Annotated in this window: 12 protein-coding genes and 2 tRNA genes; 10 read left to right on the top strand and 4 right to left on the bottom strand. The window is 51.0% G+C overall.

Features of this window, described 5'->3' with window-relative positions; all coding sequences use genetic code 11:
* Positions 1 to 282: 282 nt before the first annotated feature.
* Positions 283 to 708 carry a sterol carrier family protein gene (locus HMPREF2909_RS07940; protein WP_071415854.1) on the top strand — a complete coding sequence of 142 codons (426 nt, stop codon included), beginning with the start codon at positions 283 to 285 and terminating at the stop codon, positions 706 to 708.
* Positions 709 to 894: 186 nt separating this feature from the next.
* Here the strand turns inward: HMPREF2909_RS07940 and trpS are convergent, their stop codons facing one another.
* The gene (gene trpS / locus HMPREF2909_RS07935) at positions 895 to 1,986 is read right to left on the bottom strand and encodes a tryptophan--tRNA ligase (protein ID WP_071415853.1); all 1,092 of its coding nucleotides are present in this window, start codon (positions 1,984 to 1,986) and stop codon (positions 895 to 897) included.
* Between the two features lie 268 nt (positions 1,987 to 2,254).
* Between trpS and HMPREF2909_RS07925 the strand changes: the two genes are divergently transcribed.
* Together HMPREF2909_RS07925 and HMPREF2909_RS07920 are read left to right on the top strand one after the other, a co-directional pair.
* Positions 2,255 to 3,337: a transposase gene (locus HMPREF2909_RS07925; RefSeq protein WP_246815539.1), complete on the top strand. Its 1,083-nt coding sequence runs from the start codon at positions 2,255 to 2,257 to the stop codon at positions 3,335 to 3,337.
* Positions 3,338 to 3,667: 330 nt separating this feature from the next.
* Positions 3,668 to 3,976 (top strand): DUF3073 domain-containing protein, encoded by a 309-nt coding sequence (locus tag HMPREF2909_RS07920; RefSeq protein WP_071415851.1) that lies wholly within the window; start codon positions 3,668 to 3,670, stop codon positions 3,974 to 3,976.
* Positions 3,977 to 4,029: 53 nt separating this feature from the next.
* Here the strand turns inward: HMPREF2909_RS07920 and HMPREF2909_RS07915 are convergent, their stop codons facing one another.
* Entirely contained in the window at positions 4,030 to 5,331 is a 1,302-nt protein-coding gene (locus tag HMPREF2909_RS07915) for a peptidase U32 family protein (RefSeq protein WP_084797318.1), read from the bottom strand.
* A gap of 147 nt (positions 5,332 to 5,478) precedes the next feature.
* Complete coding sequence (locus HMPREF2909_RS07910) at positions 5,479 to 6,894, bottom strand: threonine/serine exporter family protein (RefSeq protein ID WP_071415849.1); 1,416 nt, start codon at positions 6,892 to 6,894, stop codon at positions 5,479 to 5,481.
* A 685-nt stretch (positions 6,895 to 7,579) separates the two neighbouring features.
* Here HMPREF2909_RS07910 and HMPREF2909_RS07905 point away from each other — a divergent pair.
* The 5 genes from HMPREF2909_RS07905 (at position 7,580) to HMPREF2909_RS07885 (ending at position 13,884) form a co-directional block, all read left to right on the top strand.
* Positions 7,580 to 10,315, top strand: coding sequence for a phosphoenolpyruvate carboxylase (locus HMPREF2909_RS07905; protein WP_071415848.1), 2,736 nt, complete (start codon positions 7,580 to 7,582; stop codon positions 10,313 to 10,315).
* An 82-nt stretch (positions 10,316 to 10,397) separates the two neighbouring features.
* The gene (locus HMPREF2909_RS07900; RefSeq protein WP_071415847.1) at positions 10,398 to 11,000 is read left to right on the top strand and encodes a carbonic anhydrase; all 603 of its coding nucleotides are present in this window, start codon (positions 10,398 to 10,400) and stop codon (positions 10,998 to 11,000) included.
* A 21-nt stretch (positions 11,001 to 11,021) separates the two neighbouring features.
* Positions 11,022 to 12,329, top strand: coding sequence for a hemolysin family protein (locus tag HMPREF2909_RS07895; protein WP_071415846.1), 1,308 nt, complete (start codon positions 11,022 to 11,024; stop codon positions 12,327 to 12,329).
* A gap of 95 nt (positions 12,330 to 12,424) precedes the next feature.
* On the top strand, positions 12,425 to 12,904 hold the full coding sequence (locus tag HMPREF2909_RS07890; RefSeq protein WP_071415845.1) for a Dps family protein: 480 nt from the start codon (positions 12,425 to 12,427) through the stop codon (positions 12,902 to 12,904).
* Positions 12,905 to 12,993: 89 nt separating this feature from the next.
* Positions 12,994 to 13,884 carry an SPFH domain-containing protein gene (locus tag HMPREF2909_RS07885; protein WP_071415844.1) on the top strand — a complete coding sequence of 297 codons (891 nt, stop codon included), beginning with the start codon at positions 12,994 to 12,996 and terminating at the stop codon, positions 13,882 to 13,884.
* A 106-nt stretch (positions 13,885 to 13,990) separates the two neighbouring features.
* On the opposite strand, the gene HMPREF2909_RS07880 is transcribed toward HMPREF2909_RS07885, so the two are convergent.
* Positions 13,991 to 14,584, bottom strand: a complete 594-nt coding sequence (locus tag HMPREF2909_RS07880) for a M48 family metallopeptidase (RefSeq protein WP_071416036.1) — start codon at positions 14,582 to 14,584, stop codon at positions 13,991 to 13,993.
* Between the two features lie 125 nt (positions 14,585 to 14,709).
* Here HMPREF2909_RS07880 and HMPREF2909_RS07875 point away from each other — a divergent pair.
* Both HMPREF2909_RS07875 and HMPREF2909_RS07870 read left to right on the top strand, forming a co-directional pair.
* Positions 14,710 to 14,783 (top strand) — tRNA-Ile (locus HMPREF2909_RS07875).
* A 53-nt stretch (positions 14,784 to 14,836) separates the two neighbouring features.
* Positions 14,837 to 14,912, top strand: a tRNA-Ala gene (locus HMPREF2909_RS07870).
* The last annotated feature ends 242 nt before the right edge of the window (positions 14,913 to 15,154 follow it).

Genomic DNA, 15,154 nt, shown 5'->3' with positions numbered 1-15,154 from the left:
GCGCAAAAATGGCTTCAAAACTGGCATAACGGTTACGCGTATCGACTTCACACATAAAGACGAAACACATTCACACTGCAACGATGTCTCAACACATAACTGCCAGAGGAATCAACTAGAACCTACTAGACAACATCCCCCCCCCAAAAAAAACCACACTAAGTCCCAAAAGCCTGTATTGCTGGGTGCTCGGGCGTGCGCTGGCTTCGTTGCTGGTCGTGTTCGAAGCTCAGGCAAAACACCTAGACTTGAGCAAAGACCAACTTCGCGTAGCCTTGGAATATGCCAGTTATTAAAGCCGATGACATTCTTGAAGGAGAGCGCGCCCTCACAACATGGGCGCAGCAAGCTCGTGACGAAGCATCACAGAACACAGCATTAGAGCGTCGCTTAGAGATTGCACCACGTTTAGACCGTCGTAGTATGGCTATGGCTGTGCGATACTCCCTCTATATGTTGGAATTGCGTGCTCCTGGGCCAGGCGTAGAAGTTCGCGTAGCTCCTTTTGCCGCTGTCAAGATATTGGAAGGGCCTCAATCAGATCCTCATAATCTCACACCACCCGATGTGATTGAGCTTGATCCTGCTGTATGGTTACGTCTTGTGTGTGGCATTACCAGCTGGAGCGAGGAGAAAAATGCTGGACGTATTAGTGCAGTAGGCGAACGCGATGATTTAAGCGGTCTTCTCCCACTGCCTGTTGAGTAAAAGGCGCAGTGCTTGTTTGCTGTGGAGCGATCTGCGCTGTTTTAGCCTTTACGTATGGGCTTATGAGTGAAAAATACAACGTCCCGCAGCTCACAAGAGATAGTCGTCTGGCACTCACTCTCAACCCGCACATAAAAAGAGGGACTGCCCAACGAGCAGCCCCTCCCTTGTTTGCGCTAAAAAGCTTTAGTACACCATTCCCATAGCCTCGCGCACTTCATCGAGTGTTTGGTTGGCAATCTCATTGGCTCGCTTATTGCCATCATGCAAAATATCGCGCACGATATCCATGTCTTTAGCCAGCTCAGCGCGACGTTCACGGTGCTCAGCCAGGAAAGTATTCACGGAATCAATCACGAAAGCCTTCAAAGCTCCACCGCCGCCATTTCCAATCTCTTCAGCAATCTCTCGTGGATCGCGACCGGAAGTCAAGCCTGCAGTAGTCAGCAACGCAGAAACTTGTGGACGATTTACAGGATCAAAAGTAATCATGCGCTCAGAGTCAGTTGGGCTCTTCTTAATCAGTTTTGCAGTTTCTTCTGCAGTAGCACCCAACATAATGGAATTGCCGTACGATTTACTCATCTTACGACCATCCAAGCCTGGGATTTCTGGAGCATCAGACAAAATAGCTGCTGGCTCTGGGAACACAGGATTTTTCTTAGCATAACGCTCGTTAAAACGGCGAGCGATGGTGCGCGTAATTTCCACATGAGGTAAATTATCTTTACCGATTGGCACCACATTAGCTTTGCAGAAAAGAATATCGCATGCCTGATGAACTGGATACGTCAGCAACAAGCCAGTAAGCGCATGCCCGGATGCTTCCATCTCGGACTTTACCGTTGGATTGCGATGCAGCTCAGCTTCAGTAACCAAAGAGAGGAATGGAAGCATCAACTGGTTTTCTGCTGCCACCGAAGAATGCGTAAAAATCATGGTCTTCGTTGGATCAATACCGGCAGCCATATAATCCAAAACTAAGTTGAGCACATTATCCTGAATGTTTTCGGTGGTATCGCGGTCAGTAATCACCTGATAATCAGCAATAATAATATTGGTATTAACGCCTTTGTTTTGCATAGCCACGCGCTCTTTAATAGAGCCGAAGTAGTGACCTAAATGTAAACGACCTGTTGGGCGGTCACCTGTAAGCATAGTAAAAGCGTTTGGATTAGCTTCAAGCTTTGCTGCAGTTTTATTGGAACGCTCTTGTGCAGCTAAGAAGCTTGCGCTCATTTCATTTCCAGCAGCAGTCAAATGCTGATCATCGGTCATTATGCCCTACTTTCTTTAGCTTCTAGCCATATTTTTAATGCTTTTAGTCTAAAAGTTTTATCCGACATTAGGGGGATAAACTGCTCGGTTTTTGCTTGTTTTTATTTGGTATTATTGTCTTATGCTAGTCCGCGAGTGGGGTCTCGTGAGGGCTTAAAACTTCAAACCGTGTGGAAAATGTGTTACGAAAATACCATGCTAGCTGAGTTCGGTTGCACGTTCACTGGCATGATTCTCCATGACCCTAAGTATGAACAGATAGAGTGCGATGCGTGATAGCTGTGCTACGGGAGACATCATGATAGAAGCGGTCAAGGTTATGCTCGATCCTACTGCTAAGCAGGCGCGTATGCTTACCGAACATACAGGTGTTGCACGCTTCGCGTATAATCAAGCGCTGAGCCATGTATTCGACCAGCTCAATAATGGGCAGAAACCTGAGTGCTCGTATTACGGATTGCGTAAATGGTGGAATCAGAACAAGAATACACTTGCAGTCGGTGCCGATGAGCGGGTATGGTGGTCGCGTAACAGTAAAGAAGCGTACAACACGGGACTAGAAAACCTTAGTCGTGCTCTACGTAATCATGCTGATAGTAAGCATGGTAAACGCAGGGGCAAGCGCATAGGTTTCCCTCGCTTTAAGAATCATTCTCGCTGTGTGTCCGGTATCCATTTCACTACTGGTTACCGTCTTGTACCAGACGATTCGCATGCTATTCGTTTGCCTCGTATTGGGCGATTGCATCGCATGGAAAATGTTATGCATCGTATTGGTCACGCACATGTGTTGCGTATTATTGTTACGCGTAGCGCTGACCGTTGGTACGCGTCTATCGGCATAGAACATGAGACCTCCCCTATACGTGCACGTTGTAAAAGGACGAGCGTGGGTATTGACATGGGTGTGAAAAACCTTGTCACCTTGTCGGACGGTACCGCGATACCTAATCCACATCCATTCAAACGAGTGGAAAAGCGTCTTGCTCGCGCACAACGTATGTTAAGTAGGCGAAAGAAAGGTTCACATCGTCGTGATAAAGCGCGTCTCTATGTGGCACGTTTACACCAGCGTATCTATCAGCTTCGGCAGGACGCGCTGCACAAAATCACCACTGAGCCTACCCGTGCCTACGCGCATATCAGTATTGAAGACCTTAGTGTGGCAGGAATGATCCGTAATCATCATCTAACCAAGAGTCTACGTGACGCTAGTTTTGGTGAGTTTCGCCGTCAACTCGAATACAAGAGCATAAAAAACGAATGTACACTTCATGTCGTGGACAGGTTCTATCCAAGCAGCAAAAAGTGCTCGGACTGTAGGATGGCGAAAGCTAAACTCTCTCAGTGAGCGTACGTACCATTGTGACTATTGTGGTATCAACATGGATAGAGATTGAACGCAGCTATCAATATTAATGTCGCGGGAAGTGCTCCCGAGACATTAAACGCACGTGAAGGGAGCGTAAGACTAGTCGGCAATATGTCGCTGGCAGACCCTGTGAAACGTGAACCAAGCCAGCATGATTATGCTGTAAGACTTGGAGCGGACAATCGCAAGACTGTCCTGTAGCAAGTGATTCAATAAAACAACACATGTTACAACGGTAGTGGTACTCTATGAGAGATGAATTAGATATAGTTGCGCTTTAAGCGCTGATGAGCATGCGAAGGGGGTCAGATGGGCCGCGGACGCCAGAAGGCAAAACAGACAAAAATTGCCCGTAAGCTCAAATATCTGACAACTGATACAGATTACGACGAGCTCGCCAAGGAGCTGAGTCATCACGATGATGCTGCTGTAGAAGCTGAAACAGATGTAGATGTTGACGTTGATGTAGCAGATGACACTTCACAGGACGATTTGGACGATTACGCTGCATGGGCCGCTCAAGCGGCGAAACGTGCAGAGGAAAAGCCTGCAGCACAACCTGTTGCGCATAAACCTTTTCCTAAGATGCCAGTTCCTGGGATAAAGAAAAAGGATTAGTTTTATCTTTTATATAAGAGGCGCTGACCGTTTTTGGTCAACGCCTCTGCTTGTTACTGCTTGTTCTTGAGCAGATCTTCTTTTCTAAACTGTCTGATTGGCTTTTTAGGAGCTAACTTAGGTGCGCGCATAGGGGTTGCTGCAGCCATCGGTTCCTCGCATGGCAGCGAGAAGATATGGGTTGGATGATTAGCAGCTTCTACCTTGTTACCCTCGTCATCCCAGATATCGTCTGGAACTGTGATGACGTATGGCTGCACGCCCGGACGAACAAATTCCACGGTTTGACCAGGAATGATTTTATTTTTAGCTTTGAAAGTAACGCGACCGTCCTGCCAGCTGAGCACATCGCCCACCATCTGCCAGTCATTAATGTAGCCGCCCTTATGAGTTTCCTGACCAGCAGGGTTCTTAGGATAATAAAAAGCAGTGCAATATGGACGATGAACCACCTTAAATGGTTCATCTTTAAGCCACTGAGGAAGCTCAAGATGACTAAAATCGCCCGCTTCGCGCTTTTCTACATACATATTCGTAGCCATCTTGTAGGCATTAGTCACAACAGCAGAATATAGTGCAGACTTTGCTCGACCTTCAATCTTTAAGCTGGTTGCACCCGCATCAATCAAATCATCAATATGCTCTAACATATTCATATCTTGTGAATTGAACAGGTAGGCACCGTGATCTGTCTGCTCGATTGGATAGAACTCTCCTGGACGATGTTCTTCGACCACGCTCCACTTCCAACGACATGATTGCGCGCAATCGCCGTGATTAGCGTCGCGGCCGGTCATGTGCTGAGAAATAAGGCAGCGACCAGAAAAAGCCATACACATAGAACCGTGCACAAAGCACTCAATATCGAGATCTGATGGCGTATTCTTGCGGATATCGCGCACAGCATCGAGGCTTAACTCGCGGGCCAAAACTACGCGCTTAGCACCCAATTCATACAAAGAATTCGCCGCCAAATAGTTAACCACACCCGCCTGCGTGGAAATGTGAATTTCCAACTGAGGCGCAATGCGGTGTGCCATCATCATCACGCCAATATCGGAAACAATAACAGCGTCTACGCCGATCTCAGCCAGCTCACCAATATACTTCTCGATACCCGTAATTTCTGGATTCGTTGGCAGTACGTTACAGGTAATAAAAATACGGGCGTTGCGAGCGTGCGCGTAACGCACAGCCTCTTCTAAGTCTTCGTGCGATAAGTTCTTGGGAGCAGTGCGCATACCGAACATTTTGCCGGCGCAATACACTGCATCGGCACCGTAATCAATAGCAAGCTTTACGGTTTGCAAATTGCCTGCAGGAGCTAAAACTTCAGGACGATGACGGCGCATCATCGGATGATCCATGCTATACGGCGCCTCGTAATCAAAAAACGTTTCGCTCACACGCACGGCGGGGTCGCCGAATGCGTCACTATTACTTATTTCAGTCATAGTCTTATTGTGCCTGAACCGCCACGACAAGGAGCGCTCTGAAACAATCTAGCGGTCGTAGCGCCAGGTTTTATCGGTCAAAATGCGCGCAAAAGCTAAACCAATCGGCAAGCAGACAATCACGAGCATCGCCTTAAAGATCCAATCCATCGCGTTTACGGTTTGCAGGTTACCGAGCTCATACACGGCGCGGTACATATACAAACCTGGAACCATAATAACGATCGACGGCACAGTTAAGCTGATGCGCGGGAAGCCCAAACTGGCGGGTAGCAAGCCCTTACGCACAGAAATGCGCCACGCGGAAGCCAGCAAACCGGCAATCAGAGCTCCAGTAAAAGCGCCAATCTCCAAACTCACATGACCATAATTAACCATCAGCAAGCGGGCGGTATCCGCGGTCGCGCCAATCACAGCCGCTACCAACGCCATGCGCCACGGCGAGTTAAACAGAACCGAGAAGCCCCACACGCCGCCAATCGCGGTAATAAAAATAAGCAGAACGTTAAGCCATACCGGAATGTGCGGCGCCTCGAAACCGTTCGGGCTCAGGCCCACCATTGTGGCCACGAACCACGCGGCGAGCGTACCCATGCCCACGATGCACAGGAAGTACGTAATACGCTGCAAACCGGAGGGGAAGTCGAGCTTAGCAAAATCCAAACCGCCAGTGATGAGCGGGAAGCCCGGAACGATAAACAAAATCGCGCCGATATACGCGGTATCGTGACCAAGCGCGGTCGGATCGACGAAACCAACCAAACGCAGCGTAGCAATCGTGACCAGTGCGGCCGCCACCACGCCCACAGCCACGCCCAAGAACTGATTAAGATGCTTGCCATTCATGCGGCTGCGCACATACTGACCCACGCCCGCGCCCACAAACGCGCCGAGCATGTCGTAGGCCGCGCCGCCGAGCAGAAACACGAAGCACGAGCATGCCACAGCCGAGCCAAGCGCCTGCATGAGCGGACCGTACAGTCGCGCTTTACGCTCGATTGCGTTGAGCTTCGCGTGCGCCTCACGGACGGTTATAGATCTCATAGAACGGTCCGAGTTCTCAGTTTGCGAGCGCGCGTCGAAACCGTAATCGCCGCCGTTACTGTGCTGTAGCGAGGCCTCGGTATGGTAGACGCCCTCATGACCGAGGTTCACGGTGAGCCAGTCCGCAAAATGCTCCATATACCAAATACGCTCGGTATTAACACCCACGCTCGGCAGGTCGACAACCTCCGTTACGCGCTCCTTGCCGTCCGAGCACGACGCCTCAATGCTCGTGAGGTTCACGTCCGCGCGCACGTACACGCCGAGCGCGTAGCCGATGCGGTTCATAATCTCTTTAACGCGATAGCTACCCGTGCCCGCGCTCAGATCGAGATAGCCCGTCCGCACGATGATGCTCACCTTCGCCGCCAAACACGCATCCTGCACCGGCGTATCGAGGTCCGCTTTAATGTCGTCCATGTCCAGCGGGATCGAATGGCGATGATGCTTAGACAGCGGGGAAAACGTTGAGGCATGGTGTGGTTGGGTTGTGGGGGCGGGGGTGTTCTGGTTGTTCCGCTCGTTCTGCTGGGTGTGCTCGTTGTGTTGGGTATCTTTCACTCTTCCTATTTTTCGCGCCCGCCTAGACCGCAGGAGTTGGATGGGCTCTTAGTTTTGCTTTACGCTGGGCTTGGGCGCCGGTTTCGCGCTGGTTGCATTGATTTAGCGCTGATTTTGTTGTGGTGAGCAATCTGATACGAGCAAGTTGCTCACCACAACGTTTTCTCGTGGCGTGAATAGTGAGCTGAAACGAGAATCGTTTTTCACGGCTGTCAGATGCTCATTTTCAGCCAAAATCATGGCGTGAAAGATGATTGACTTTACGCCTCGTATTCCACGGCCCTAAAACCGTCATTAGAAGGTCGTGGAAAACGAGCTATATCGCCAATCACTCCCCACGCCACCTCCACACAGAACAGTTAGCGGCGTACCAGATGATCCACCCCCCACACACAACACACACGCCACCATATGAGACGCCGCCCATGAGACATAGCTCACTTCCTACACAGTTCGGCGTACACTAAAACTCGTCAGGTTATCAATACCCGCGTGGCTTTGGGTTCGCAACGTCTGACTTCACATAACTGGGGAGGAGCCCCAGATAGTCAGAAGACCGAGCAACCACAGAGGTGTTGGATGGAGGTTCAATAAATTGACTGAAAAAAATCTGCCAGAACGTCTCCAAGATAATTTGGAATTATGCTTGGATATGTTGCGCGATGTACTCGGCGAATACGATGCCGAGTTGTTAGCTCAGTTCGATGAGCTGCGCGAAGACGTTATTGTGGCAAGCAATACAAGAAACAATGACACTGCCGAAGCTGCTAGCGTAGCTGCTGCGGGCTTGGAGAAGGCGTCCGATTTGCTCGACAACTCCTCGCTTAAAGATGCAACTATGCTCTCACGCGCTTTCACCGTGTATTTCCACTTGGCAAATCTGTGCGAAGAGAACTATCGCGTTGCCGTCTTAAAGAACCGTGAATGGGAAGTGGATACACGTTCCGCCACCGATCCAGTTAACGAACTGACCGTGGCTTACAAGCGCCTCATCGACGAAGTCGGTGTTGCTGGTGCAAACGAATTGCTCGAAAAGCTCGAGTTCCATCCTGTTTTCACCGCTCACCCAACAGAAGCTCGCCGTAAGGCAGTCGAAGGCAAGATTCGCCGCATCGCTACCTTCCTCGACGAGCGCGACCGCACCGGCGGTTCCGAGCGCGCAGAAATCGACCGTCGTCTCCACTCCGAGATTGACTCCTTGTTCCGCACCTCCCCTATTGGCCTTAAGAAGCCAACTCCTGTGGAGGAAGCAGACACTGTTATTAATGTTTTCGATACGACTCTCTTTAGCGTTATCCCTAACGTGTACCGTCGCTTCGACGATTGGATTTTGGGTTCCAAGGCAGGAACTGTTCCACCTGTATGCCCAGCCTTCTTCCATCCAGGTAGCTGGGTTGGCTCCGATCGCGATGGTAATCCGAACGTTACCGCAAAGGTGTCGCGTCAGGTTGCTCGCAAGTACTACGACCACATGGTTACTAAGCTTGCCGAAGCCACCCGCAAAACCGCTACCCGTTTAACGGTAGAAAGCGCTACAACTCCTCCAAGCGATGAGATGAAGGCTTTGTGGAGCCGTCAGAAGGAAATGAGCGAGCGCTTAACCAGCCGCGCCGATATTATTTCCACGAGCGAACCTCACCGCGCAGCCATGCTCGTTATGGCCGACCGTTTGGAGGCTACCGTAGAGCGCGATGCCGATCTTATGTACGTTAGTGCCGACGATTTCCTCGCCGATTTGCGTGTTATTCAGCGCTCTTTGGCCGAGGCTGGTGCGGTACGTATTGCATACGGCGATATTCAGGCTCTTATTTGGCGTGTAGAGACCTTCGGCTTCCACATGGTGGAGATGGAGTTCCGTCAGCACTCTCTCGTGCATTCGCGCGCTTTGGAAGATATTCGCGAGCACGGTTTGCATGGCGAGCGCGGTCCGCTTCAGCCAATGACCGTAGAGGTTCTCGATACTTTCCGCGCTATCGGTTGGATTCAGCGCCGTCACGGCCGCAAGGCTGCTGGCCGCTACCTTATTTCCTTCTCCAAGTCCGCTCAGCATGTGCGCGACGTGTACGAGCTGAACCGTTTGGCCTTCGCTAACCCTGCAGATGCGCCTGTTTTGGACGTTATTCCTCTGTTTGAGCAGTTGGAAGATTTGGATAATTCTGTCTCTGTTTTGGACGACATGATTAAGATTCCAGAAGTCCAGCAGCGCTTAAAGCAGACCGGCCGTCGCATGGAAGTTATGCTCGGTTATTCGGATTCCTCGAAGGATGCTGGCCCAACGTCTGCAACTTTGGCTTTGCACCGCGCTCAGGAAAAGATTGCGAAGTGGGCGAAGGAGAACGATATCGACGTTACCCTCTTCCACGGTCGCGGTGGCGCTGTGGGTCGCGGTGGCGGTCCTGCTAACCGTGCGGTTTTGGCTCAGCCAGTTGGCTCGGTAAACTGCCGCTTTAAGCTCACCGAGCAGGGCGAAGTTATTTTCGCGCGCTACGGTAACCGCACGCTGGCAACCCGTCACGTTGAGTCTGTTGCGGCTGCAACGCTGCTTCAGTCCGCTCCTTCTGTAGAGAAGATGAACACGGAGATGACCGAGAAGTTCGCTCCGATGGCTCAGGCTTTGGATGAGTCCTCGCACGAGCGCTTCCTCGATCTGCTGCAAAGCGATGATTTCGCTCCATGGTTCTCGATCGTTACGCCTTTGACTGAGGTTGGTTTGCTGCCAATCGGTTCTCGCCCTGCTAAGCGTGGTTTGGGTGCGAAGTCTTTGGACGATTTGCGTACGATTCCATGGGTCTTCTCCTGGTCTCAGGCTCGCATTAACCTCGCCGCATGGTATGGCTTGGGTACAGCGTGCGAGAAGTTTGGAGATTTGGCTACTTTGCGCGAAGCGTATAAGAGCTGGCCACTGTTTAACACCTTTATCGACAATATCGAGATGTCTCTTGCTAAGACAGATGAGCGTATTGCTCGCATGTACTTGAGCATGGGCGATCGCGAAGATTTGAGCGAGAAGGTTCTGCACGAGATGGAGCTGACCCACAAGTGGGTTTTGGCTATTAAGGATGAGGATTGGACTTTGCAGCATTCCCGCACTTTGGGCATGATGGTTAAGTTGCGTTCCCCTTATGTAGATGCTCTGTCGATTGCTCAGGTTCGCGCGCTCAAGACCTTGCGCCGTCGCGTAGATAAGGAAGAGCTGAGCGAATCTCAGATTGGCGATTATATTTATCTCATTTTGTGCACTGTGAGCGGCGTTTCTGCCGGCTTGCAGAACACAGGCTGATACTTATTGTTCTACTCCATCAAGAAGGCTGCGGGTATCGCCCGTAGCCTTCTTGGCTTCTTCACCTAGTAAGCTGGGGTGTATGAGTGTTTTAGCTGAAGAAAATCAAGCAAATTCTGTCTGGACGCGCATGCTCGAAGGCAATAAGCGTTTTGCACGCGGCAAGGCTGTGCATCCATGGCAAGATAAGGAAACCCGCGAAAGTTTATACGCCGGTCAGAACCCAAGCGCTGCCGTTCTGGCTTGCGCGGACTCGCGCGTATCGCCGGAAATCATTTTCGACGAGGGCCTGGGCGATATCTTTACCATCCGCTCGGTCGGCGGCGTTCTCGATCAAGCGGTCATTAACTCTCTCGAATTTGCTGTCGATATCCTGCACGTATCTGTTCTCGTGGTCATGAGCCATGAGCACTGCGGTCTGCTTGAAGCGGCAGTCAACAGCGCAAAAACTGGTAACGTGCCGCTATCGCTAACGTACGCGATCGGCGAGGTTGCGGGCACGATGGAAGCGGCCGAGGATGCGGATTCGCAAGACGATGTAGAGCGTATTCACGTCTCAACGCTTATTATGCAGCTTGTGGAACGCAGCGAGATTATCGCGCGCGCGCTGGCCGCCGAGGAGCTCAAGATTGTGGGCGCTCGGTACACCATGAGCAACGGTTTGGTTGAAGTACTCAGCTTTTAGGTTGTGAAGGACTGATTTCGTATGCCGATATGGCTTAATCTCTTCTTTATTCTGCTGTTTATGCTCGTGGGAAGCGTTTTTTCCGGCACAGAGATGGCGCTTGTCTCGCTGCGAAACAGTCAGATTGAGCGTATGGAGCAGGAAGATGATCGCGGCGCGCATGTGGCGCGAGTAGCGCGCGACCCGAACCGCTTCCTCTCGGCTCTGCAGATTGGCGTAACCCTTGCCGGATTCCTCTCCGCCTCGTTTGGTGCCAGCTCACTGTCGCCGCATATTGTGCCATGGCTCGAATCTGCGGGCATGAATGCGGGTCTTGCCGGTGGTTTAACCATGGTGGTGCTCACGCTGCTTATTTCGTATTTCTCGATTGTGGTTTCTGAGCTGGTACCTAAGCGCATCGCTTTGCAGCAGGGCGAGAAAATTGCGCGCGCGATGGTACCGATTATCGACGTTTTTGCCACGATTACCTCGCCCGTCATTTGGTTGATTGGTAAGAACACGAACGGTATTGTGCGTCTGCTCGGTTTCGATCCGAATGAGGTAGAAAGCGAAGTGAGTAACGACGAGCTGCGCGTGCTCGTCTCGTCGAACACCCAGCTCAGCCGCGATGAGCGCGAAATTTTGGCCGATGTTTTCGGCGCAGAGCAGACGATTGTGGCCGAAGTTATGCGTCCTCGCGCAGATGTAGTGTTCGTGGACGGCACGATGAGTTTAACAGCTGCGGCAGCTTTTGTGCGCGATCAGCCGTATTCGCGCTTCCCGGTTACTGGGGAGAGCTTCGACGATATTCTCGGTTTCGTGCATGTGCGCGATTTGTTGGATATTCGCGATCCGGAAGCGAAGACTGTGGCAGATGTTACCCGCGATATTTTGCAACTGCCAGGGACCTCGCGAATTTTGCCAAGTATGAGCCTTATGCGTCAGCGGGGGATTCATTTGGCTGTTGTTATCGATGAGTATGGCGGAACAGACGGTATCGTTACCTTGGAAGATATTACTGAGGAAATTGTGGGCGATATTCACGATGAATACGATTTGCCAGAAGATTCGCTCAATTCCATGCACAACGCGTTCGTCAACGGTGTGCTTACTGTCGATGGTGGGATGACGTTGGAAGACTTCGAAGAAGTATCCGGCATTACCCTTAACGATGGGCCGTATGAGACTGTTGCTGGATACATGATTGCGCGCACTGGGCAGCTTGGATTTGAAGGCCAGGTTCTGAGCGACGACGATGGCTACGATATGGTGGTTACCGAAGTAGAAGGCCGCCGCATTCAAACCATTGAAGTGCGCAAGCATATCACTTCTTTTGAGAGTGTGAAATAGACGACACGCATAGCGTAAAACGCTGGTTTTCCCGTTTTAACACTTGCAAACAGAGTAGAGTTGTAACTACGTGAAAACATGGAAAGAAGGCAATGATGGCATTAAATTACACTATTGCAGGTTTAGACGAATCGGCAAGCGAGAAGATTATTTCCATTTTGCAGAGCCGCTTGAGCCAGGAACAGGACGCAGCTCTTATTCTTAAGCACGCTCACTGGAACGTAAGCGGTCCAAACTTTATTGGCGTGCACGAAATGATCGATCCTCAGGTTGAGGTTGTGCTCAATCAGGCAGACGAAACTGCAGAGCGCATCTCTCAGCTGGGTGGCAGCCCAGATGGTCGTCCAGACGCTGTTGTGCGCAACCGTGATTGGGCTGAGTTCAACCTTACCGGTAATGGCTCCACCGAGGCTTATATTAAGGCTTTGATCGCCTACTACGATGAATTTATTGCTAACGATCGTAATGCTATTGCTGAGCTCGACGAGCTGGATGTTATTAGCTCCAACATTATTCAGGACCACGTTCAGGACCTCGAAAAGTTCCAGTGGTTCTTGCGCGCACACTTGGCATAAGCCTCTGTAGCAGCTCTCGGCTCCCTCTTCGTGGACAGGAGAGGGAGCCTTTTTGATATAGTAAAGGATACATATTCAAAGGAGAGATAATGTCTACATCATTGGTGATAACAGTTTTCTGGATAGTTGTTGCGCTCGTACTTATTGGCTCGTGCGCGTACGTTGTTCCTCAACAGCAGGCTTTTATTATTGAACGTCTCGGTAAGTTCCATACCGTAAGCTTGGCTGGCCTGCATTTTAAGATTCCGATTGTTGACCGTATCGCGCACAAAACCGGTCTGCGCGTGCAGCAGCTGATGGTAAAGGTAGAAACTAAAACTCTCGATAACGTGTTCGTCAACGTTGTTGTGTCTACTCAGTTCCGCGTGGACGCGCCGAACGTGGCAACCGCGTACTACGAGCTGGGGGATCCGGCCGGTCAGTTGCGCTCGTATATGGAAGACGCTTTGCGTTCGGCTATTCCTCAGCTGAGCTTGGACGACGCTTTTGCGCGTAAGGATGATGTTGCGCGCGACGTGCAGCAAACCGTCGGCGCGGAAATGGCTCGTTTCGGCTTTACTGTAGTCAAATCTCTTATTACTGCTATCGATCCGTCTGAGCAGGTGAAGGCCGCGATGGACTCGATTAACGCGGCTCAGCGCGAAAAGGAGGCGACGCGCGAACGTGCCGAGGCGAACCGTATCGCTATCGAGGCGCAGGCTGCGGCTGACGCGGAAAAGACGCGTCTGCAGGGTGAGGGTCAGGCGAACTATCGTCGCGAAATTGCAAACGGTATTGTCGATCAGATTAAGAGCCTGCAAAATGTGGGCATGAATATTGAAGATGTGAATAATGTCGTGCTCTTTAACCAGTATCTGGACGTTATGCGCTCACTGTCTGAGTCGTCAAACGCGAAGACGGTTGTGCTGCCTGCATCGACGCCGGGCGGCTACCAGGACCTGTTTACGCAAATGACCAACGCAATTGCTACAAGCGAGTAAAACAAGTAAAATAAGAGGTAAAAGAAGGTAAAGTTTATCCCGAATGGCGAATAGTTTCCCCACCTCCTTCTATTCGCCACCAGGCGAGCACTCGTTGCACGTGTCTCTAGAAGTGCAATTCATAACTCCCGTAGGAGTTGAGTGCTCGCCTTTTTGCGCGCCAATCGGGCAAGTAGGCGTCCATGCGGGCGCGAAAACCCTCACCATGACCACGCTCATACAGATGTGTCAGCTCATGAACGAGCACATACTCGAGCAGCTCGTCCGGCGCGAAAGCCAGGGCTAAGTTGAGGCGGATACGCCCAGTTTTTGGGGTGCACGAGCCCCATCGCGTTTTCATGCGCCGGTAGGTTATGTGCGTAGGCTGCTTGTCGATGCGTGACCGCCATTTTTCGAGCAGGCGAGGCACTTTCGCTTCGAGAATTTCTTTGGCTTCTTTCTCTTTCTGAGGTGTCCAGCCGGTTAAGAGATTTTCTTTACGATGATTTTTGTGTGCGAGCAGCAGTTGGTCGCGCGCTGTGTCGATCCAGTCCGCTCGAGAGCTCACCGCTTTTTCGATATCTGATTGATGCACATAATAGGGCGCTGTTACCTCGACCGTTCCGAGCGGCGGCTTAACGCGCAAGTAAATATTTTTAATACTTTTAAGAATGACTGTTACATGGAAACCATCAATATCGAGTTCGTAATGCTGAGGCATATGACCAGTGTGCCACATGCTGTGATTTTCGCGACACGCAGATACATCTGAATTGACTTTGGTGTTTATATGGTCTATTGTTTTCTTTTGTTGTAACAAATGCCGCAACACCAAAAATGAAGAATGGGCCCGTAGCTCAGCAGGTTAGAGCGCATCCCTGATAAGGATGAGGTCGAAGGTTCGAGTCCCTCCGGGCCCACGCTAGAAATAGCGTGTCGCAGTCTTTTCTTTATGATAAGATGTTTCTTCGTTGGGGGTATGGCGCAGTTGGTAGCGCATCTGCTTTGCAAGCAGAGGGTCAGGGGTTCGAGTCCCCTTACCTCCACCATTTGCACTCTACTTTGGATACAAAAGTGTGAGTGCGAACAAACCCCTCGGGTTCCGGGTTTTACCTAGTAAAACCCGGAACCCGAGGGGTTTGTTGTGCTTCTGGCGAAGCTTGGAGAAGACTCAGGAGATGCTGCATGGGCGCGTTTTAGGTGCTTCGATCAGATCGCAAATAGTGTTCTAGGGGGTAGTGCCAAAAAGTGTGGCTTGCGCCGAAAAGTATGAGTGCCGCCGAAAGGTATC

Origin of the sequence: Alloscardovia sp. HMSC034E08 (assembly GCF_001813415.1) — a bacterium.
Classification (GTDB): domain Bacteria; phylum Actinomycetota; class Actinomycetes; order Actinomycetales; family Bifidobacteriaceae; genus Alloscardovia; species Alloscardovia omnicolens.
This window is presented reverse-complemented; position numbering and strand designations above follow the sequence as displayed.